The organism is Halomonas sp. KHS3, assembly GCF_000830495.1.
GTDB lineage: Bacteria > Pseudomonadota > Gammaproteobacteria > Pseudomonadales > Halomonadaceae > Vreelandella > Vreelandella titanicae.
This window is the reverse complement of record NZ_JWHY01000002.1, coordinates 757,337-777,925: the sequence shown is the minus strand read 5'-3', so window position 1 is coordinate 777,925 and position 20,589 is coordinate 757,337. Positions and strand designations below refer to the sequence as shown.

General features: G+C 55.8%; 23 protein-coding genes. 7 read left to right on the top strand and 16 right to left on the bottom strand.

Annotated elements, in window-relative coordinates; translation table 11 throughout:
• Positions 1 to 74 precede the first annotated feature (74 nt).
• From RO22_RS05700 to RO22_RS05690, 3 genes are all read right to left on the bottom strand, one after another.
• Positions 75 to 461 carry a DUF6559 family protein gene (locus tag RO22_RS05700; protein ID WP_027959836.1) on the bottom strand — a complete coding sequence of 129 codons (387 nt, stop codon included), beginning with the start codon at positions 459 to 461 and terminating at the stop codon, positions 75 to 77.
• A 274-nt stretch (positions 462 to 735) separates the two neighbouring features.
• Positions 736 to 1,329, bottom strand: coding sequence for a hypothetical protein (locus RO22_RS05695; protein ID WP_041157822.1), 594 nt, complete (start codon positions 1,327 to 1,329; stop codon positions 736 to 738).
• Between the two features lie 161 nt (positions 1,330 to 1,490).
• The gene (locus RO22_RS05690; RefSeq protein ID WP_041158123.1) at positions 1,491 to 1,829 is read right to left on the bottom strand and encodes a low molecular weight protein tyrosine phosphatase family protein; all 339 of its coding nucleotides are present in this window, start codon (positions 1,827 to 1,829) and stop codon (positions 1,491 to 1,493) included.
• A gap of 226 nt (positions 1,830 to 2,055) precedes the next feature.
• Between RO22_RS05690 and RO22_RS05685 the strand changes: the two genes are divergently transcribed.
• The gene (locus RO22_RS05685) at positions 2,056 to 3,867 is read left to right on the top strand and encodes a DUF4153 domain-containing protein (protein ID WP_041157821.1); all 1,812 of its coding nucleotides are present in this window, start codon (positions 2,056 to 2,058) and stop codon (positions 3,865 to 3,867) included.
• A gap of 39 nt (positions 3,868 to 3,906) precedes the next feature.
• Here RO22_RS05685 and RO22_RS05680 read toward each other — a convergent pair whose 3' ends face one another.
• From RO22_RS05680 to RO22_RS05655, 6 genes are read right to left on the bottom strand one after another with little or no spacing between them, the layout of a single operon-like run.
• Positions 3,907 to 4,920 (bottom strand): aromatic ring-hydroxylating oxygenase subunit alpha, encoded by a 1,014-nt coding sequence (locus tag RO22_RS05680; protein ID WP_052475540.1) that lies wholly within the window; start codon positions 4,918 to 4,920, stop codon positions 3,907 to 3,909.
• On the bottom strand, positions 4,920 to 6,080 hold the full coding sequence (locus tag RO22_RS05675; protein ID WP_041157820.1) for an ATP-grasp domain-containing protein: 1,161 nt from the start codon (positions 6,078 to 6,080) through the stop codon (positions 4,920 to 4,922). The genes RO22_RS05680 and RO22_RS05675 overlap by 1 nt, the downstream gene beginning before the upstream one ends.
• Positions 6,073 to 7,371, bottom strand: coding sequence for a hypothetical protein (locus RO22_RS05670; RefSeq protein WP_152618893.1), 1,299 nt, complete (start codon positions 7,369 to 7,371; stop codon positions 6,073 to 6,075). The genes RO22_RS05675 and RO22_RS05670 overlap by 8 nt, the downstream gene beginning before the upstream one ends.
• Positions 7,298 to 8,146 carry an MBL fold metallo-hydrolase gene (locus RO22_RS05665; RefSeq protein WP_041157819.1) on the bottom strand — a complete coding sequence of 283 codons (849 nt, stop codon included), beginning with the start codon at positions 8,144 to 8,146 and terminating at the stop codon, positions 7,298 to 7,300. The genes RO22_RS05670 and RO22_RS05665 overlap by 74 nt, the downstream gene beginning before the upstream one ends.
• The gene (locus tag RO22_RS05660) at positions 8,143 to 9,153 is read right to left on the bottom strand and encodes an NAD-dependent epimerase/dehydratase family protein (protein ID WP_041157818.1); all 1,011 of its coding nucleotides are present in this window, start codon (positions 9,151 to 9,153) and stop codon (positions 8,143 to 8,145) included. The genes RO22_RS05665 and RO22_RS05660 overlap by 4 nt, the downstream gene beginning before the upstream one ends.
• Entirely contained in the window at positions 9,150 to 10,145 is a 996-nt protein-coding gene (locus tag RO22_RS05655) for a 3-oxoacyl-[acyl-carrier-protein] synthase III C-terminal domain-containing protein (protein WP_041157817.1), read from the bottom strand. Before RO22_RS05655 ends, RO22_RS05660 begins: the two co-directional genes overlap by 4 nt.
• Positions 10,146 to 10,358: 213 nt before the next feature.
• Between RO22_RS05655 and RO22_RS05650 the strand changes: the two genes are divergently transcribed.
• From RO22_RS05650 to RO22_RS24640, 4 genes are all read left to right on the top strand, one after another.
• Entirely contained in the window at positions 10,359 to 11,606 is a 1,248-nt protein-coding gene (locus tag RO22_RS05650; RefSeq protein WP_041157816.1) for an AGE family epimerase/isomerase, read from the top strand.
• A gap of 381 nt (positions 11,607 to 11,987) precedes the next feature.
• A complete protein-coding gene (locus RO22_RS05645) occupies positions 11,988 to 12,809 on the top strand; it encodes an aldo/keto reductase (protein WP_022520595.1) in 822 nt (273 codons plus the stop codon).
• A 37-nt stretch (positions 12,810 to 12,846) separates the two neighbouring features.
• Positions 12,847 to 13,260, top strand: a complete 414-nt coding sequence (locus tag RO22_RS05640) for a hypothetical protein (RefSeq protein WP_041157815.1) — start codon at positions 12,847 to 12,849, stop codon at positions 13,258 to 13,260.
• The gene (locus RO22_RS24640; RefSeq protein ID WP_039859276.1) at positions 13,257 to 13,487 is read left to right on the top strand and encodes a hypothetical protein; all 231 of its coding nucleotides are present in this window, start codon (positions 13,257 to 13,259) and stop codon (positions 13,485 to 13,487) included. The genes RO22_RS05640 and RO22_RS24640 overlap by 4 nt, the downstream gene beginning before the upstream one ends.
• 107 nt (positions 13,488 to 13,594) lie before the next feature.
• Here RO22_RS24640 and RO22_RS05630 read toward each other — a convergent pair whose 3' ends face one another.
• Entirely contained in the window at positions 13,595 to 14,491 is an 897-nt protein-coding gene (locus RO22_RS05630) for a DMT family transporter (RefSeq protein ID WP_009287227.1), read from the bottom strand.
• 168 nt (positions 14,492 to 14,659) lie between these two features.
• On the opposite strand from RO22_RS05630, the gene RO22_RS05625 reads away from it, so the two are divergent.
• Positions 14,660 to 15,541, top strand: a complete 882-nt coding sequence (locus RO22_RS05625; RefSeq protein ID WP_022520598.1) for a helix-turn-helix domain-containing protein — start codon at positions 14,660 to 14,662, stop codon at positions 15,539 to 15,541.
• A gap of 444 nt (positions 15,542 to 15,985) precedes the next feature.
• Here RO22_RS05625 and RO22_RS05620 read toward each other — a convergent pair whose 3' ends face one another.
• The 5 genes from RO22_RS05620 to RO22_RS05600 form a co-directional block, all read right to left on the bottom strand.
• Complete coding sequence (locus RO22_RS05620) at positions 15,986 to 16,468, bottom strand: GNAT family N-acetyltransferase (RefSeq protein WP_041157814.1); 483 nt, start codon at positions 16,466 to 16,468, stop codon at positions 15,986 to 15,988.
• 76 nt (positions 16,469 to 16,544) lie between these two features.
• Positions 16,545 to 17,015, bottom strand: coding sequence for a GNAT family N-acetyltransferase (locus tag RO22_RS05615; RefSeq protein ID WP_022520600.1), 471 nt, complete (start codon positions 17,013 to 17,015; stop codon positions 16,545 to 16,547).
• Between the two features lie 62 nt (positions 17,016 to 17,077).
• On the bottom strand, positions 17,078 to 17,605 hold the full coding sequence (locus RO22_RS05610; RefSeq protein ID WP_035538687.1) for a GNAT family N-acetyltransferase: 528 nt from the start codon (positions 17,603 to 17,605) through the stop codon (positions 17,078 to 17,080).
• A gap of 206 nt (positions 17,606 to 17,811) precedes the next feature.
• Complete coding sequence (locus tag RO22_RS05605; RefSeq protein ID WP_041157813.1) at positions 17,812 to 18,693, bottom strand: DMT family transporter; 882 nt, start codon at positions 18,691 to 18,693, stop codon at positions 17,812 to 17,814.
• An 88-nt stretch (positions 18,694 to 18,781) separates the two neighbouring features.
• Positions 18,782 to 19,513, bottom strand: coding sequence for an AraC family transcriptional regulator (locus tag RO22_RS05600; RefSeq protein ID WP_022520602.1), 732 nt, complete (start codon positions 19,511 to 19,513; stop codon positions 18,782 to 18,784).
• On the opposite strand from RO22_RS05600, the gene RO22_RS24635 reads away from it, so the two are divergent.
• On the top strand, positions 19,512 to 19,688 hold the full coding sequence (locus tag RO22_RS24635) for a hypothetical protein (protein ID WP_155705713.1): 177 nt from the start codon (positions 19,512 to 19,514) through the stop codon (positions 19,686 to 19,688). The genes RO22_RS05600 and RO22_RS24635 overlap by 2 nt on opposite strands.
• 36 nt (positions 19,689 to 19,724) lie before the next feature.
• On the opposite strand, the gene RO22_RS05595 is transcribed toward RO22_RS24635, so the two are convergent.
• Positions 19,725 to 20,258: an AAA family ATPase gene (locus RO22_RS05595; RefSeq protein ID WP_041157812.1), complete on the bottom strand. Its 534-nt coding sequence runs from the start codon at positions 20,256 to 20,258 to the stop codon at positions 19,725 to 19,727.
• Positions 20,259 to 20,589 lie beyond the last annotated feature (331 nt).

The window sequence follows — 20,589 nt, the reverse complement described above, 5'->3', positions numbered from 1 at the left end:
GGAACAATGCATTGGCAGCTTTAACATATTGGCTAAAACAGATGCAAGTAGCCTCGCCATGGGCTATTACTGGCTCACTGACCGCCGCCATCTCCTCCGCCGCCAGAGCAATCGATGCTAGACGCGTCACCTCCAAAACTCGCTGACGCTGCTATTACGCTTGAACAGTTGAACTCAGTACTACCCGAAAAGTAGGCACCGCCGACCTCTTCACGCAGTTTTTCATAGCTGAAATTTTCATGTATCTCGCTCTGATAAGCGACAAATTCTGGACGATTAGCATACATCGCCAGCGCGTAGTGCTGATGCTGGCTATTTAGCCCCGCACGCTCAATACTCCGCCTTACCTGCAGCTGTGTGTAATATTCCTGGCGGCCATAATCGTTGACCAAGACGTTAGGCAGTTTCTCTATGTAGCCTTTAATAGCACGCTTCTTCTTAAAGTTATCGAGTAGTCCCACCCTTAACCTCCGTTCTTTAATAAATACCAGGAAACCTCTGGTTAACTATTACGCTTGGCCATACTCTTATTAAAAATCGGCTCGTGCACGAGTCCAATCAAAGCACTCATTTACAACCCGTAAATTCGCACGCGAATCCGATTCTTTTTAATAGGCTGTGTCCTTACCTGGCCTGCGCACGCCGACTTTTCAGAAAAAGCCTAGGCATTAGTCAGACTCTGTAGGCAACTGTTTTTAAACTTCCCCTGTGAGCTCGTTAAGACGCTCTGTTTACTCATGGCCCAAACAAACCCTGTGACACCGCAAAGAGTACGAAGAGAGGAATCGCCACGACCGTTGCGGCCGCATCAAATGTAATGGCAACAGGCGTTGCGATAACACGCCCGGCTGTATCGATGGGGCCCCTGGGCATGCTCATACTGACTTGATACTCCTTTTCGAGCTTTTCAAGCGGCAAACTTCCTTCAATGGTATATCGCTCGCCTCTAATCTCCCGTATCAACTGGAAGCTATCGGTGACGGGGTTTTTCGTAAAGCCCAATGCGGTTAATTGACTGACAAGTTCGGCTGAAGGGTTCTGTTCATGCAGTGTAAGCTTAATGCTGCCGGTCACCACATTGGAGCTAGAGAGCGAGAAGCCGCTAAATTCGGGAAGAAACTCAACTTCTCGGCTAAGCATCAGCGCCTGGCCAAGTTGCTGCTGAGAGGGAAACAAAAAAGCTTCACGCCGCGTGGTGACCACTAAATCGTTCGTTTCTTTATTAACGTAGAAGCCGTTGACGGCCATCACTCTCTCTGGCTTGGGCTCCCAAAGTTTTGTGGTGCAGCCCGCTAAAAAAATACATAGAACGATCACTACTCGATACATGCTTCCCTCCTGGTTATGGCTCATGGCAGTCCAAGTAAACTTTACCTGACCAGAGCTTTAAAAAACCAAGTTTTTTATAAGTATAATTTCATATAAACCTGAAATGAGCGGAGAACGGCTCGTCAGCGCTATTATCAATCCTACGGCGCACCAGCTCCTCGCTATGTTTCGACTGCCGACAACCGCACATACTCAGGAACCCTTTCCTTGAGCAGGGTGATGAGTTCAGGCTGCATTAACTCGTAGTGGTCGGGAATATCCAGGCAGACTAATCTCTTCCCCTTGAGTAACTCCCAGTACGTCTTGGTGATTTCATCCCGATGGCTCTTTTCCATCACTAGGACGATGTCAGTCCACTCAATTAAGCGCCAAGAAACGGGCGTTTTAGCACTCGAACTTGTTCCAGCTCCGATTGCTTGAATACCGGGGTAAGCTGAAAAGACACGTTCAGCCGTCGGACTGCGGAGTCTATTTGCGCTGCATATAAACAGAAGATTCAAAACTCCTCCCTGGCCCGGCTTTACGACGTGCCTAAAGCACAGCATAATTAATTAGCAGTATTTCGTGCCGTCTACCTTTGCACTTTGCAACCTTTGTAACTTCCTCGCGTTATTATAGTTGCTTAGGGCTAGTTAATTACCTAGGGCCAGCTAGTTATTTAGAGCCCGTTAGCTGCTTAGAAGAATTACGGGCCTCACGCCGCCACTCAACCGTAGAAGAGCTGTCATGGACGATAATCGCCTAAATACCCTGGATCGGGCCACTAGCCTGGGCTTGATTTTTCTCGCCGTTGTACAGGGTTGCGCGCTCTATGCGCTGCATTTGGCTATCGACCATGAGTACTGGCTGGTCGCCGACCAGCGCTGGCTTAAGGCGCTCTACACCGTCGCGGTCGCCTTGCCAGCTTTTTATCTGATCAGCATCGTACGACTGCGTGATCGCATCAACTTCCTACCGCTGCTGCTAGCTCCCCTACTGTTTTGGCTGGGCTGGCACCTTGGCTGGGTCGAGCAGGTGCCCGAGCCACAGCAGTGGGGAGGTCACCCGTTTACCTTTGCCTTTTGCATGGCCGTAGGAGTTGCCTTGTTTATTCTTGCGCTGTTCTTTCGTAGCAGCGCCGCCAGTGGCACTTGGCCAAAAACCTATCAGCCCATGTTGGATTATTCATGGGAGCACGCCCTGACAATCGCCCAACTAGGCCTGTTCATTGGCGTTTTTTGGAGCTTGCTATCTTTGTGGGCAGCGCTCTTTTCAGCCATTGGCTTAGACTTTTTCAAAACATTGTTCCAAACACCCGCTTTTTTCTATCCAGTCACCTGGCTGGTGATTGGCATGGGGCTGGTGATGATCCGCAATCGCTTTCGTTTTATCGCGAGCGTAAGACTGATGTGCGAAGCGCTTATCAAGGCGCTACTGCCGCTGGTTGCCCTAATCATATTGATGTTCTTTGCCGTGCTGCCCTGGACCGGCCTGCAGCCGATATGGGATACCGGCAGAGCCGCGCAAATACTTATGGCGCTGATGTTGACCCTGCTGTTGTTCTTCAACGCCGTTTTCTATCAAACCGATAACAAGCTGCCCTATCCTATATGGTTACGCAGCGCCATTATGCTCGCCGTCGTATTGCTGCCGATAGGTAGCCTGCTGGCCGCCTGGGCGCTCTGGCTACGAATCGACCAATATGGACTCAGCTTGGATAGGCTCTGGGCGGCACTGCTGCAAGTGCTAACCGCGGCCTTTACCTTCAGCTATAGTTTGATTCTGCTTTGGCGACGGCAAGCAGCACTACCCAATCTACAGCGCGCCAATGTTGGCTTGGCCCTGCTGGTGGCCGGGGCGCTGATCGTGGTTAATACGCCGCTGGCGGATATGCGCCACTGGGTGGCCCAGCATCAGGTCAAGCGGTTGATAGACGGACGCACCACTGTGGATGCTTTCGACTACCGCTATCTACGCTTTCACCTCGGCCAGCCGGGCAGTTTGGCATTACAAGCACTTGCTGACAGCGAGTTTGCCCAATCGCGACCTGAGCTGATACGGCGTATTGATCTCTCGCTAAAGCAAACCAATCGCTGGAACCAGGATCCTCTCGTGGATACCCACAACCTGGATGATGTCGCCCAGCAGTTTAGCGTGAACCCTGAAGACGCCACGCTACCCGAGCCACTGCTCGCCTTGTTAATTGAGCAGGGCTCAGCCTGCCTAAGCCAAGTTGAACCCTGCCAAGCGTTTCAGGTAAGCAATGAGCATGAATTACAATGGCTTATCTACGCGTCCTACAGCTCGCATGGACAGGTCTATACCGAGCACAATGCAGGCTGGCAGCATCTAGGCACGCTGACTGAGTTAGGCGCAGCGCAGGATGAAAATGCTGACGGCTGTCGAAATACCAAACCGTCAACCGATTTACAGCCCATACCAGGGTCGTTAAACGCCTATCAGAGTGGTATCTGCCTATATAGCTTGCAGCCCAGCCTCGAAAGCGTCAGGCAACAAATACAAGCCCGCGCAGAGGCAAGCGATGTTCGGATTGATTAAGGTGGCTGCTCCCCGCATTGACTACGGTTTACGCGGGGGCTAAAGCCTTACCTCCACGGCTGGATCAGTGCCGGGCTCTAACTGCTCACCGACCCAGAGCCGATGCAATCGGGTTTTGAGAATATCGCCAGGCCCAGAGATGAATCTAGGTTGTCCGAAGTGAGTCATCACTTCGTGTTGGCGCTCTAGTGCACGACGATCCTGCGAGACCACTGGGGCCAGGAACAATCGTATGGCTGCTTGTTTGAGCCAGCTTGGCGCCAACCCCTTGGGTGTCGAAAAGCGCGCGAAAGGCGTGAAACTGTTTCCCGTCGCTGGCGTGAAAATGGCGGTGACACACAGGGTTAGCTTGGTCTCACCTTCCCACCGCGCTTGAACCGTAGTGGGCGGATAATAGCGCGATACGCTGCGCGAGCGATCACGCTCCAAAAAGCGCGACATCAGGCCATAATCGGGCTGGGTTTGCTCAATGGCCATATCGATCCCGTCGCCGTGGCTGGTAACAATCAGCTCCACTGGCAAGCGTCGATCCCGGCGACGAATAAAACCATGATGCAGATGATTGGTGTGGAACGGATCCATCACATTTTCAACCGCATCGTAGGCGCGACCCACCCAGGTGCCTTGTTGCCACCAGAAATGATCAAGTTCAGGGTTGCCAAAATCAGGCGGTAACACGGGCTCGGGCGGTGCCGCGTCAGAAAGCGCCACAAAGATCCCGCCGTGCCGTTCGACTACGCGCAGTGCGTCGGCCTTCAGCTTTTGATCATGGGCCGTATCGACCAAACAACCGGGCACTTCGATACAGGTTCCATCGCTTGCGAAGCGCCAGCCGTGGTAAGGGCACTCGAGTGCCCCCTTGTGCACACGCCCTTCAGAAAGTGGGTAATTGCGGTGCGGGCAGCGATCAACCAATGCGCCAATCCCCTCTTCGCTGCGAAAGAGTGCAATCGGTATATCGCAGCACATGACCTTTTGCGCTTTGCCGCGTTTCAGGTCTTTCGATAAGGCAACCATGTGCCAGGCATCACGGACTGACTGGGGGAATGTCATTAAGGCAGCTCCTCACCATTCCACTCGAGATCGTAAGTGGCGGCGGCATTCGTCGAGATATTGTGTTTGAAACCCGTCAGGGAGAAGGAGGCGGCGTCGCAAAGCGCACCAAGCAAAGGCCAGCGATCGCCAGGCCTAGACACCACGTCGCGCCCGGTAGCAACGCAGCGCCACCAATCGCGCATACGCGCACCACGCACCGCCTGCGGCAGGCCAAATACGACCATCGCCGGGCCAAGATAAAGAGTGCGTGGCGCGGCTTCAGGTGCGGCGATCCCGTCACCGATTGCATGGGCAAGATGACCGGCACCAGTGAGCAGATGCACACCGCTGGTCGCGCGCGGATTGCACTCAAGCAAGTAAGCAACGCCAGCTTCATCGAACATTGCATCGCAGGCGAACTGCCCATGAATGGCGGCACACTGCGCCAGGCGAACAGCTATTTTTCGTAGCGCTTCGCGATGCTGATCAGCGACAGGTTCGAAAGCATAGCCAGCCCCTCCGCCCAGGCGCCAGCTGGAACGGTAGGCAGCAAAGGCAACCAACTCTCCCCGATGCGCCACGCCGTGAAAGCAGACTTCTTCGCCGTAAATACGCGTTTGTGCCATCCAGGGGTTGTCGTGGCTGGGTGTAATAGCGGACAACGCACGCCGGCCTGGGGCGACCAGTGCGCTATCACCGAATCGGCTAAAACGCGGTTTGAACACCCACTCGCGACTTCTGCTAGCGAAGCGAGTCAAGTCTTCTACGGAGTCTATCGGATGGCTGTCCGGCACGGGCAGGCCCCATTCGCCACAGTGGCGCGCAAAGGCGAGCTTGTCGTGTAGTTGGCGCAACGTGGCAAGGTTAGGCACAAACAGGCACTCACCCAATCGGCACTGAAGGGCGGGCGCCGCAAGATGGAAAACCTCCTCGCAGGTCGGCACCACCCGCTCGAAACCGAAGGTATCGACTAGCTCGACAATACGCGCGCGAAAGGCTTCGCCCTGCTGCCGTGGCGCGGGATAGCGGTGAACCCGCGCAGGTGCTTTCGACCAGCGCGCCATGCGCACCGGTACGCTGTCAGCCAGATGCGGCTCCCATCCGGCCGCGGCGAAATCCCGGGCAATATCCAGCGCGGCAACCGCCCGGGCGCCGGTAATAAGCACGCGTCTAGCCATCACGCCACACCACTTTACGGCGCTTGGGGCCGCTCCACGCGCTCAGATCATGGGCGACTTCAACCGGCACCTGCAAAGCGCATGCCTGGCTCAGCGCCCGTGCAGCCGTAGTTGAAATCGCGGCTGGGCAAAGCGGCGACAGGTGTAGCACGACGCGCTCAGGCCCTGCTTCTGCCTGCCAGATTTTGTCGCCCCCCAGCACCGTCTCAAGCGCGGCTACCACTTGGGGTGGCGTAACGCTGCGATCTGCAAAGCGCCAGATATCGTTCACCCGGCCTTGAGGCGCATGGATGACGCGACCCGCAAAACCGCACGGGCAGGAACAACAGTCGAGCTCAAGATAATCGTCGCCGCGAACACGGACAATCGGTTGGCTGGTGCGGCGAAGGTCGGTAATGATCGGTCGATAGCCGGGCGTGCCGGGAACCGGCTCAAGCTCGATAGCCATCGCATGATCGTTGAGATGCAGCCTGCCGTTGGCACACTCAGCGGCCAGAAACCCTTCGGTCGCTTGGTATATTTGGCGTGGCCTTACCCCCAATCGCTCAGTAAAGTAGTGACGCTCCGCGTCACCGGCCGGTTCGCTGCCGCAAAACAGATACTGCAGCGAGGGGAAATGCGCCCCTGCTTCAGCGAAAGCGGCCAGCCGATGGGGCGGTGCGATCAGGATCGTCGGCGCGAATTGCGCCAAGCCCGCAATGCTCTGTTCAATCGACGCTTCGAGGGGGAAATGTGCAAACGTAAACCGCCCTCGCCCCACATCGCTGTAAAGCGCATTACTGGCGCGCAAATGCAGGGCGAGCCGCTGGCGCTTGAGCAAGGCACGCGCCGGTAGCAGTCGGGCCAGGCTCTGGCCGATGTAGTCGGCACGTTCTGCGGGGCTGGCGAGAAAGAGCCCTCGCGCACCGCCTCCCGTTCCGGTCGACCAGCCTGCCGACAGTTCGCCAACGGCTGTGTCTTGTTCCGCGGCGGCGGCCAACTCGCGCAGTTCCCCATCGCTCATATCTAGGCTGTTCCAGGCGCCGTAATCAGCACGAAGATCCGCGATTTCAGTGACTGGAAACTCAGCCAAATCACGACCGGCATAGCGTGCCCGTGCGGGCGTAAGGGCGATGACAGGCTGCAGCTTGCGCCACATGCTGGCTCGCCGCATAGCCAGTTGCCCCGGCGACATGCTCAGCGCACGCCGCGCTCGTATCCACGCGGCTAAGACCCGGTCAGTTCGCATCATGGCCGCCAAAAAGCTTGGCACTGGCAGCGCAATGTGAAGGCAGGATGACCAAGTCGCCATTGCAGCACGCCGCCTCGCTCAATAGGTTTAGCGTTGCGCGATAACGATGGGTATCGCCGAGAAGCGTGGTGGTAAGCCGCGGCGGCGGTCGGCGCTGCGTGATTGACTTGCCAAGCCACACCGCATCGGCAGCGAGCAAGACCTGGCGATCGTCGTTGGTGCGCAGTGCCAGCCCCCAGTGGCCGACGCAGTGGCCGGGCAGTTCGACGGCGATCAGGCTACCATCGCCCAGGATGTCACGACCTTCGTTAAAGGGCGCAAATCCGCTGGGTAGCGCCACTGCTGGAGCATCTTCGAAAAAGCGAGCATTGGCATCGGCCGCCTGAGGAACCAGTGCAGGCAGCAGGCCCTGGCACACGCGGCCAAAGCGACCCGGTCGGCGCAATTCGGACAGACCCGCACGGGCGCAATAGACCGGCCGCTGGGCAAGGTGGCACATCCCGGCGACATGATCGCCATGAAAATGCGAGATGATGGTGCCGGCAATCGCGCTATCTTCAATCCCATGGGTCGCGAGCCAGGCGCTCCACGCCTGCTGTGCATCAATTTTGACCGGCGTTGTCCAGCGATAGAACCGCTCGGGAAACGTCTCGGTTGCATTGATAAAAGCAGGATCATAGCCGGTATCGAACAACAAAATACCCCGCGTCGGGTGATCAATCACCCCCACCATGGCGGGAAAATCAACCGCACATAGGCTCCCACCTGAGAAAGTGGCGATCTCTGGATGGCGGCATAAACCGCGTTCAAGCCAGCGAAATCCGACGCGGATCATGGCTGCTTTTCCTGCATGGCAAGCTGCCGCGCTTCGGCCAGCAGGGTTGCCAGTGCATCATGCTGGGGTCGGTAGCCGAGTAGTCGCTGAGCAGGCTCAAGATCAAAGGTCTGAGAGTAGGCCAGCGTCGCCAGCTTGTAACGTGTCAGCATCGGCTCGCGGGCGGAGCGCATCAGCAGCGCAGCGTTTTCACTGAGCACAGCAATAGCGCGCGCCAAGCCAACCGGCAGTGAGACAAGTTGTGGTGTTTTTCCCAGCGCATCGGCGAGCTTACCAGCCACCTCTCGTACCGCAATGGGGCTACCTCCCGATATGTTGATTGCCCTTCCGGCAAGCCCGACTGCCTGCTCCTCAGCGGCGCAGATAGCCCATGCGGCGTCGCGCAGATCGGTCAACTCAATCAGCGCCCGGCCGCCACGCGGAAGCGGCATCCGCTCGCGCCCCGCCAGTTCGGCCAACTTGGGCAAGATCACCCGATCGCCCGGCCCCACCAGTGCGCGAGGGCGAATGGCGCAGCAGGCCATGGCGTCTTCCCGCGGCTCAAGCACGCGACGTTCCGCCGCGAGCTTGGTACGTGCGTAGTGGTTAAGTGGCTGAAGCGCGGGGCCGTCATATTCGCCGATGGCTATCCGGTCACGATACGCAGCAAAAATTGACGGCGAAGAAACAAACATGAAACGCTCAACGCTCGAGCAGCTGGCCGCTTCAAGCAGGCGTTCGGTCAGTTGAATGTTGTGGATCTCAAATGCTCGCCTGGGGCCCCAGCTGGCCGATAAGGCGGCGGCATGAATCACGCTATCGACATCCTTTAAGAGCCCGCGAAAATCAACTTCTGGCTGGGTAAGATCCGCCCTAACAAACTGCGCGCCGAGTGACGTAAGCGCCTCGCCCGCCGCCTGCGAACGCCCTGTGGCTCGCACAGCATGCCCGCGTTTTAGCGCCTCGCGCACCAGCGCCATGCCCAGCCCGCCGGTCGCCCCGGTGATAAGGATACGCCGTTGACTCATAGCTTGAGCACCATTGCACTGGCACTGATCCCCGCGGCAGTGCCCAACAGCAGGATATAGTCACCCGGCTTGGCGACCCCCGTCGTGAGTGCGTGGGCGAGCACGGTCGGGATTGAGGCGGCGATCTGGTTACCGGTATTCGGGAAGATATTGACCACGCGGTCACTGTTGGGCGCGAAAAGCCGCTTGATATGCTCGACCCCTGGCGCACTCGCCTGGTGGCAAATCACGCAGGCGAGATCATCCTTGCTTATTTCCGCCTGAGTGAGCGCACGCTCGATGACGCCAGGCAACGCTTTGGCAGCGGCCTTGAAGATGCCAAAGGCGTCCATCTCGAAATAGGAACCGGCGACCAGCGCCTGGTAACCTTCAGCGATGCGCAACTTTGTGCCGCCCGCGCGAAGCTGCGCTAGCGCATGGTGAGCACCATGGGTAACCGAAACGCTTGAACGCATTCCACACGTTGGGTCTGACGTCGCCTCAATCGCCAGTGCCGCTGCACCATCGCCAAAGATGGAGCGCGTTTTCGGCTCCTCAGGATTAAGCCCTGCCGACGCGATATCGCTCGCAAAGACAAGCGCGCGCCGCCAGCGTCCGCAGGCAATTCCCATGGCGGCGATATCCAGTGCCACCATAAAGGATAAACAGGTCTGGTTAACGTCAAAGCTAGGCACGCCGGACTGGCCAAAGCCGAGACGGTTCTGGACTAAAGCGGCTGTAGACGGAATCGGTTGCTCCATAACGCCACAACCGCCAATGATGACGTCGGGCGGTGTGCTGCCCCAGCCTGCGCGGTTCAGCGCCTCACGGGCTGCCTCAGTCGCCATCATCGAGGTGGTCTCCTCCTCGCTCGCGACATGGCGCGCGGCAATGCCAAACTGACGTTCAGTCCAGCCAGGCGGATGACCTTGGCGCTCGTCCATGACGCGCGAAGTTAGCAGGGTTCGAGGACGATAGCTGCCCCACCCGGCAATCGTAAAGTTGCTAATCATATGTCCAATTCTAATCGATTCGCTCTCATACTCTAATAAAGCTTAATATCAATCAATTAGAAATTAGACGGCGCGCAATTTATGGTTAACTTGGCGGATTGCGTAAAGGAGAGCCAATCACACGCTAAATATAGTCTTCCAGCTGTCAGACCGGCGGCACCATCGTCAATGGCTGAGGCAAGATCCCACTCGATCACATAAGGCATGGCTGCGATGAACCACGACACCGATCAAAAAAACCGGCGCTGGCTCAATAGTGTCACCCATCACCACTGGCTGACCCGCGAAGGGCTCGCATTGTTCGAATTCCATCGTCAGGCGCGTCTGGCCTCTGGCGGTTTCGCAGTACTCGATGGAGACGGGCGCATTCCCGACGGTGCCAGCGCCGACACCATGCTCACCGCACGCATGGCGCACAGCTGTGCCCTGGCGGCACTACAAGGCCTACCAGGTGCTGCAGCACTGGCCGAGCACGCCATTCGCGCGTTGTCTGGCAAGCTGCGCGACGAGCATCACGGAGGCTGGTTCGGGGCCGATCCCGCCACCAGCGACGACCGCACTAAGCAGTGCTATACCCATCACTTCGTCGCCCTCGGTGCCGCCACTGCGACCCACGCCGACATTCCCGGCGCGGCTGCTCTGCTCGAAGAGGCCATTGGGGTGATCGACACCCGCTTCTGGTCGATGGATGAGCAAGCTTTCGTCGAGAGTTTCAGCCAGGACTGGAGCGAACTGAGCGACTACCGCGGCGGTAACAGCAACATGCACGGCGTAGAGCTGTGCTTGGCGCTAGCCGATGTGCGCGACGAACCGCTATGGCTTGACCGGGCGCTAGCCATCGTTGAACGGCTGATTCACCACCACGCAGCTCCCCGGGATTACCGCATCCTCGAGCATTTTCATGGCGACTGGTCAGAATGGCCGGAGCACAACGCCGACTGCCCCGACGACGGGTTCTATCCCTATGGCGCCACGCCGGGTCACGGTTTCGAGTGGTCGCGGCTGATGCTGCAACTGGAGGCGGCGCTTGAATCTCGCGGCCGCGCAGCTCCTTCTTGGCTATTCGCTGACGCTGCGGCGCTATTTGACGCCAGCCTGCGTGACGGCTGGTCCACCGACGGCACCCCAGGGCTAGTGTATACCGTGGATTGGGAGGGTCGCCCAAACTCCCTGCGGCGTCGCCACTGGACTCACGCCGAAGCACTGGCCGCCGCTGCCGCGTTTCTACAACGCACCGATCAGGCCCACTACGAGCGCTGGTATCGGCGGCTTTGGGATTTCATCGACACCACCTTTATTGATCGCGCGCGGGGCGGCTGGTATCAGGAGCTCGACGGTAAGCTGCAGATCGACACTGCCGAAGGTGACATCAAGCCCGATCTCTACCACGCTTACCAGGCCACACTGATACCGCGGCTACCCTTGGCACTCAACTTGGCGTTGGCTGTCGAGAGGCTGTAGTAGCTCAACCTTTACCCGAACTGATCGTATTATGACCACCTGAGGTTAGCTGCCAGGGTAGTGGTCACTGTGGCTAACCTAGCTATTTTTCGACTGTCGCTAATCGTACATACTCTGGAACTCTTTCCTTGAATAATTTAATGAGTTCAAGCTGCATTAACTCATAGTGATCCGGAATAGATTCAAAGCTCCCCCTAGGCCCGGCTATACGGCCTGCCTGAAGCGCAGCGATGACTTTGACGTATCGAAGCGGAGGCATTCGAGTGACGCGCCTGGCTAGCTGCTCCTAAGCATGTACGCCCGATGCTTCCGCTCTTCTCGCATGATATAGAGGACGAGAACCCACCTCTCATCCATTTACCCAACAACCAGGAGGAGAACATGCAGACAATCAAACTAGGCGGAGAAAGCGTACCCCGTATAGGCCAGGGCACCTGGCATATGGGCGAGAATGCCGGACAACGGCAGGCTGAGGTCAGGGCGCTGCGTGAAGGTCTGGATCTGGGCATGATGCTGATCGATACCGCAGAGATGTATGCCGAGGGCGGTGCTGAAGAAGTCGTTGGCCAAGCAATCCGTGGCCGGCGCGATGAAGTGTATCTGGTCAGCAAGGTCTACCCGCACAACGCCAGCACCAAGGGTGTTCAGGCTGCCTGCGAGCGCAGCCTGCGCCGATTGGGCACCGACACTATCGATCTATACCTGCTGCACTGGCGCGGCCAGTACCCGCTGAGCGAAACAGTGGAAGCCTTCGAACGGCTGCGTGAGCAGGGCAAGATCCTGCGCTGGGGTGTGTCGAACTTCGACATTGACGACTTAGCAGAGCTCAACGAGCCAGCTTGCGCCACCAATCAGGTGCTCTACAATCCCGAAGCACGGGGCATTGAATACGACCTGCTGCCTTGGCAAGCACAACAAAACATGCCGCTCATGGCCTATTGCCCGATCGGGCAAGGCGGCGCGCTACTGCATGATGCCGCCCTGCAACGCATCGCCGGCAAACACAGCGCCACCACCGCGCAAGTCGCCCTCGCCTGGGCTCTGCGCCACCCTGGTGTGATTGCTATTCCTAAAGCCGTGAAACTGGATCACCTCAGACAGAACTTTGATGCAGATAACGTCAGACTCGACGAAGATGATCTGGCACAGATCGATGCCGCCTATCCTCGCCCAATGCGCAAGCAGTCTCTGAAGATGGTTTGAAGAAGAGTCATTAACGGCCCAGCACTGGAGTGATGTCATGTCACTGCCCGCCCCACAACCAAACGCCTGGATTCGCTTTCTCGCCCACCTGCTGTTTATTCTGGCGGCGTGGACGCTGTTCATTAAATACCTGTTTCCCATTGGGTACGGGCTGGCATACGGCGAGCCCTGGGCAAGGCATATCTATTGGGATCTATGGCCACTGGCGCACGTTTGGCTAGGTTGGGCGCTGCTCGAACGGCCTAGCTATACGCGTGCATTGGCGGTGGGCATGTCCGTCATTGAAATCCTCATCATCTGTACCCTGTTCGTCCGTTTTCTCGCCGACCCTGAGTGGTCGATCTGGCGTACCAACTGGTTTGTGAATAAGATATTTGTGCTGACATGCTTTGTGCTGGTGTTGGCTGCCACGGTGCCGGTTCAAAAAAACCTGAAGGAGCGACCGCTATGAAGCATCACATCAAGCATCGCATCACGCGCAGACAAAGCCTTACGCTCATCGGCACCACGCTCACCGCCATGACGCTCCCAACCGTATCACTTCTTGCCAACACGGGCGGGATGCAACAGAAGACCTTTGCGGGCACGGACAAAACGCTGCCATTATCGGCATGGGCACTTGGCGAACATTCAACGTTGGCAGTGATCCGAAGCTGCTCGATGTGCGTACCGAAGTAGTTAAGGCATTCTTCGAGCATGACGGCGGACTGATCGACTCTTCGCCCATGTATGGCTCGGCGCCTCCAACCACCGCAACTGAAATGCAGTGCCCTCTTTATTAGTCACTAAACAGGCTGCCGCCACCGCCAAACCAAACGATGGGCATTAAACATCAGCAGGTTGCCACTCACAATCATTGCTAACCCTATAAGTGCATCCGCATGCCACTGGTAACCCTCGAACACCGTTGACAGCGCCAGCGCAACCAAAGGAAACAATACCGTCGCATAAGCCGCCTTACCGGCACCAATACGGCCGACCAGCATAAAGTAGGCACCAAAGCCTCCCACCGATCCTATTACCGCCAAATAAACCAGGGCACCTAGATATCTCGGTTCCGCTGGCAGGCTGAAACTGGCTCCCTGAGCCCAGGCAATCAGCCCCATCAACATCCCCCCATACAGCATAGCAAAGGCGTTGGTGGTGTTGATTTTCAAGCCGCATCGCTGGTGCCTGACCGACACCATGTTACCCAGCGAAAACCCGTAGGTACCCAGCAACGTCAAACCAATGGCGCCCAGCAGTTCCCACGTAGCCTCAACTGTGACCAGATCCTGCCAGAAAATCAGCGCCATGCCCGGCAGACCAAGGGCCAAAGCCAGGTAAAATACCCGCGGAACCGGTGTGCGAAAGAACAGGTAGCCATTGGCCGCATTAAACAGTATCGACATAGAAAACAGGATGGCAATTAGGCCGCTGGGCAGATAACCCGCAGCGGTATAGAAGCAGTAGAAATTCAAACCAAAGACACAGCCCCCCTGCAACAGGCAGAAAAGATGGTCCCTGGTATGCAGAGCCTGGCGTCGGCGCAACAATGTAAGCCCGGCCAACAGCACCAGCGCGGCGATGAGAAAACGATAGAATACCGAGACCGGCACCGCCACCTCGCCCACTTGCCAAGCGATAGCCAGCCAGGTCGAGCCCCAGATAAGAACTGTTGAGATATACAGAAGGCTATTCATGGTTTGCCATTCCCAGAGTGGTTAGTGTCAGCCATAGTATCGGCTCACCCCAGCTGGCTGGCTTGCCTGCGTTTGCGCCAGTTTGTCTATTCTTGCGGTTGAATGATTCGCTGAATTGAGTTTCGTGCTGAGCCTGAGTACTGTTAACGCAGTTCCCAGGAGCCGCCCATGTTCACCGACACTTTGAGCCACTATCCCAGGATGAAACAGACGCAGGCGCGTCTAGTGAGTAGCACCCAGCTAAAAAATGGCATGGCGCTGGCCCGTTGGAGTAACCAAGAAGACCGTATTGAGAAAATTCACTCAAACCACCACACTCTGAGCGTTTATCTGAACGGCGCGGAGAACTCCCTACGCAGGCAGGGATCACAAACCATTGCCAGCGAGACCAGCAATAGCGTGTGTTTAATGCCCGCCAATCTGATCACAAGTTGGGACGTGCATGGGCCTATCTCACTACTGCATTTCTATTTCAGCGACACTCACCTGAGTCAGTTGATCGAACAGGTATGGGATAAAGATGGCCGAAGCGTGCAACTGGACGAAATCGACTTCGCCCAGGATGCCCTGCTCACTCAGCTGTTTTGCACCACCCTTGGCCAGAGCAACTGGCAAGACCCGCTGGATCAATTAGCGCTGGATTCCGCCACCCAAACGGCATTGATACACACCCTACGCCACTATAGCCAGCGCCGACTGCCAACTCTGCGCCCAACCGGTGGACTACCTGCGTGGCAATTAAAACGAGTGGTGGAGTTCATTGAGCATCACCTGAACCAACCCCTTACGCTGGCATGCATGGCGGGTATCACTGGCTTAAGTGACTACCACTTCGCCCGCATGTTCAAACAAGCCACTGGTTACCCACCACATCGCTATGTGCTGCACCGTCGTCTTATCCGGGCGCAATACTTGTTGGCGGAAACATCGCTAAATATGACTGAGATCGCACTACGCTGCGGTTTTGGCTCCAGCAGTCATTTCAGCAACCGCTTTCGCGCAGAGACAGGTGTCAGTCCTACTGAGTATCGGACGCAACAACGTAGCTAGGATTCTTACGAAGACTGCCTGCTACCCGCCCCGCTCTAGGACTTTGTCGCCGTCGCGTTTTTCTTTCAGCGCTATGCAGCGCTCAACTGGGCCGGGGGCTATATTGGAGACGCTTTCATTGCCCAGGCCATGCTGCTGGTATTGATGGCGTTAACGGGATGGGGAATGGATAACGCGCCACGCGCAACAAACTCACCAGTTGCTATAGGTATAGCCATCAGCATCTTCGGCCTGATCATAATGCCGCTGATGGCGCCGCTAAGCGGCGGCACCTGGCACCTGGCACCTGGCGGAAGTGTTCGGCATTCATGCCGCCCCCACAGCAGTTACCACGCTGGGCCTAGCCCTTATCATGTTCCAGGGTTTCGCCCTATGGAGTGGCGACGAAGAAGCCAAGGAAAGGGCGGCCACCAGACGCGAACTTCTGCGACTTGTTATATCTTGTTAACTAACTGCAAAGTCTTCAAGCGCTTTTCCTGTCAAACGGTAGCCTATCCATTCATTTTGCGGTTTTGCGCCTATTGACTCATAGAACTGGATCGCAGGTTCATTCCAGTCAAGTACGTTCCACTCGAAACGGCCGCATTTTTTCGATATTGCAATGTTAGCAAGATACTTCAAAAGTGCTTTGCCAGCCCCGACGCCACGATATTTTTGAGTAACGTACAAATCTTCAAGATATAGCCCATGCTTACCGAGCCATGTTGAGAAATTGAAGAAATAGACCGCAAAGCCAATAGGTTCGTTATTGAAATAACAGATAACGGCCTTAGTCGTCGTATTATCGCCAAACAAAGCGTTTTCTATATCCGCGACTGTCGCTAGCACTTCATGCTCTGCTTTTTCATAAGTCGCAAGTTCTATGACAAATTTATGGATTAAAGCCGAGTCTTCAATGGTAGCTTGCCGGATTTCCACTTCTGACATTACCTACCTCCGTATCTTGTAATAATGTTTGTGTTCCGCTTGCTGCGTCACCAATTCGCACGCAACCGCTCTCGCGCTACTCTACGCTGGCGTTATATAAGATCACCTCATCTCCAGCCCCATAGCCGCTAATCACGGCCGCGCGGGAGACTCCCAGCGTGGATTGATACAGCTTCTCTGCGAAGTTGCCTTCCGAAGTGGTCACCATCACCGCCCCCACATCGCAGCCCTGGCGACGCACGTGGGCCTTGAACGGCGCTAGCGACTCCACAATGAGCTGCTTACCCAGCCCCCTACCTGCTGCTTCCGGGTGAATGCCGATTTGCTCCAGCTCGATGATGCTTTTTTCCCGAAAGCCGTTCTTAACGCACCAAAGGATATAGCCACGCACCAGACCGTCCACCTCCACCACGTAGTAAACGCCCCGTGGATAGGTGTTAAACGACGACTCAATCCACAGCGCGTGATTTTTCTCACGGGGGAAACACGCCTGATACACCTCGGCGATGGCGGCAATATCGTTTTTTTCTGCTGCTCTTACGGTCATTCTAAAGTCCTTTTTTCTTTGAGAGCCCGTTGCTATCGGCTCATACCCGCCCTTTCTGGGGCTTACATCATGACTTTTTCGAATCCAAAAAACTCTAGCTTGTGTGCCTTACCGCCTGCCTCCTCATCATCCGGTAAGGGGTAATAGCGGTTGTAAAAGGAGACAATCTTAAAACCACACTTGTTGACATAAAAGTGGATGTTTCGCTTTTCGAAGTAAGGCGTATGGGTCATCCATACCCGCGTCTTGGGGTACGCCTGCTCGATGGCTTTCCACGCACGGTAGCCCACGCCACGCCCGTGGGTGCTGGGCAAGAGATAGAACAGATCCAACGAGTTGTGTTGAGTGGATTCGTCAATGACTACAATCGCGCCCCCCACTTTAACGCCATCTAAAAGGATGTGATGCACCATGGCATCTGGCGCATTAAGAGAGTTCTCGATATCTGCGTCAGAGGGAATCAAGCTCGGCTCCACCGCGCCAAAGGTCTCTTCTACCGCCACGCTAAACGAGGCTTTTAGCTCTTGCTTGAACGCATCAAATGCCGATGCGTCTGCCAACGCCAGCGTGACTGCGGATGAATGTTCCATGGCTGCGCCTATTTGCTCAATGAGCGTCATCAACAAACCGTTTAGGCTAACCGCTGCCATGACGTTTTGCTATACCACGCCCCTGCAACCAACTACTTATCCACTTGAACGCTGAATCTCGGTGACCACTTCTGCCTTAACGGAGTTGGCGATAACGCCAGCAAGTCGTCTTTTGCAGCACCAGCGTTATCAGTCTGCCATCATTTCTAGCGCTGCGCGCCCCGATGCTTCGCGCGACTTGCGATCAAAGAACCAATGACGATGAGCACGCTGGCACTCAATACGGCCACTGTGGCCTCGCCGTATCCCGCCAGGATCAGTAGCATCACCGAAATGAGTGGCGCGCTGTAGGCTAGGGTGCCAAGTAGCTGGATGTTCCCGTGTTTGACGCCATAGTCCCAGGTAAAAAATGCGATTCCAACCGGCCCGAGGCCCAGCCCAACCACGCCTACCCATTGCATCAAGCCATCCGGCCACACCGTCTTTTCCCACAGCATATGGCACCCTAAAGCCAGCAGCGCCGTCACGCCGCAGAACCAACCGACGGCATCGGTTGGCACTGAACGCACCAACCTGCTGAGCACGGAGTAAGAAGACCAAATCAATGCACACGCCAGCGCTACCAGATAACCGGGCAGTTTCTCCCAAGCAAATCCGCCTGCATTTCGGCTGATCAACAACCAACAACCCACCAGCGCCACCAAGGCGCCAACGATAGACTGAGCTCGCATCCTCTCGTCCGGTAACAGGGCAGACAGCAGAACGATCAGTAGCGGCCAGAGGTAAGCCAACAGGCTGACTTCCACCGCCGGTGCTAGCGTCATCGCCTTGAAATATGCAAAGTGATAACCGAATAACCCGACGATACCGATACACCAGGCAAACGGCGACTGGCGTATATACCGAACGCCCGTATGGCCAGCCAAGATCCAACGCCCACCCATCAACAGAAACGCAATGCCGAAAGTCATGGCCATCAGCTGGAACTCTGGAATATCTCCACCGGATAGCTTGGTCAGCAAAGCCAAAGTACCCCAAAGCAGAACGGAAATGGATCCGATCCAGGTAGCGGCATTCACGGTTGCCATGTCATTCTCCCCCGAGATTCTCATGCGTTAGCGGTTGCGGGAGAGCGTATCCATGGCATCAATGAGGATCTTTTGAATCCTGGCGGAATTATGTCGAGAGACGGCGGAAGTGGCTAGGCGGTTTGCCAAAGTGACGTCTGAAGCGGTCGCTGAAGGCCGATAACGACGAGTAGCCTACCGCATCAGCCACCCGCTGAACGCTGAGGCCTGACTGTTCCAGAAGCCGAAACGCCTCTTTCATTCGCACTTCTGTGAGGTATTGATGAGGCGTCATGCCCACCTGATGGCGAAAAAGATCGTTCAACTGCCGAATACTCAAATGGGCCACGTTAGCAGCCTCAGCCATGGAAATAGGTTGGTGGAAGTGATCATCCAGAAACTGTTTTGCCGCGTGAACCCTGCGATCCAGTTTCAATTGACTTCCATGGCGCTCCTGCAGCAGTTGTAACAGCAATAGCAGCATGTGATGCTGGGTAGCATCCGCTCCAGCCCCGCTCATGACCTGAGCATGTAGGAACTGGACGTAATGGCGCAAAGCCGAATCAAGCTCCACGAAACAAGGCAGCTTATCTAGCGCAGGAGCCAGCCCCTCAGGCAAATCAGCCACCAAAAACCGATTATCTTCTGTTGCAGCAAACCCATGGCCGCTTCCTGAAGGGATGATGGCCGCACGGTGCTGTACCACCTCCCCCGCCATGGAATCTACTGACAGAAACAGCGTGCCGACCAGGGGCAATACCAGTTGATGATGGTCATGGGAGTGACTTTTCACTTCATCATCATAGGTACGTATGTGCAGGCCGATCTCTGGATATTTCATGACCTTACTCAGCAGTCGTGGGCATATTCACTTCCTTGACCTGATTCCTCCAGCCTTAGGCTGTGCGTTTTTAGGCAACGCTCGCTTGGTGGATGGAGGTGGCATCCAGCGAGAGGATTCTCTTGGCTCGGCGCATATCGATAGTGATGATGCTGTAGTTCAGCAGTCTTGGTAAAGCGTGGGGAAGAAAACCGTCAACAACAATGACAATTTAAAGGCTATTTACATGCTGTAAAACGAACTTCACGCGCTCATCAATAGTGTCACGCGGCACTTCCAGCGTTTTGTAACCCCATTGCGAATACCAGCTTTTCATCCCCTCGAATACCTTGAGGGACTCCTCGAACGTTTGATCACGCTCTGAATCTGTACCGTAAATGTCTTCCCATGGCGGCAGAAGAAAAACAACGGGATTATAGGGGAACAGTTGAACATAGTTGGCGATGTCCGCCCGTGACAACGCGCTCTCCGCATCAAGCATGTACAGCGCATCCAGCACCCCACGATCAAAGAACGTGGCCTGCTCGCCAACAGCGACACGCCGGTACTTTTCAATATCGGATTTCAGAATATCCTGAGCGAAAGAGACCGGGTCTGGCCGAGGTGATAGCTCCGCCGCCAACCGTTCCTTGATGATGCTTCGGGCAGACTCCGGTATGACGCGATAGCCCCGTTTCTCTATGGCATCAAGGAGCGTGGTTTTGCCACCACCGGGGCCGCCGGTGAGTACGAATCGATGGTTCATATTATTAACGCCCTACAGCAGACAAGGAAAACGCTATTGAGTGAGATGCTGTCTCCCCCAACACAATAAAAGCTCAGGCTCCCCCATGATCTCATCTAGCTGCTCGCCCATTCGCACAAGACACCATGTTTCATAGGTGTACTCTGTTGGCGTAGATGTTAGATATTTATATCAACGCAGTGCTCCTTTTTAAAGACTTTTCTAGCCCACTTAACTAAAAAAAGCGTTAGCAAAAATGCTAACGCTTAAAACAACCTTACGATGAAGCAAGGTTCAGATCACTATCCGCACAACTAGCCATAGACATATAATCAAGTACAACTTTTTATTC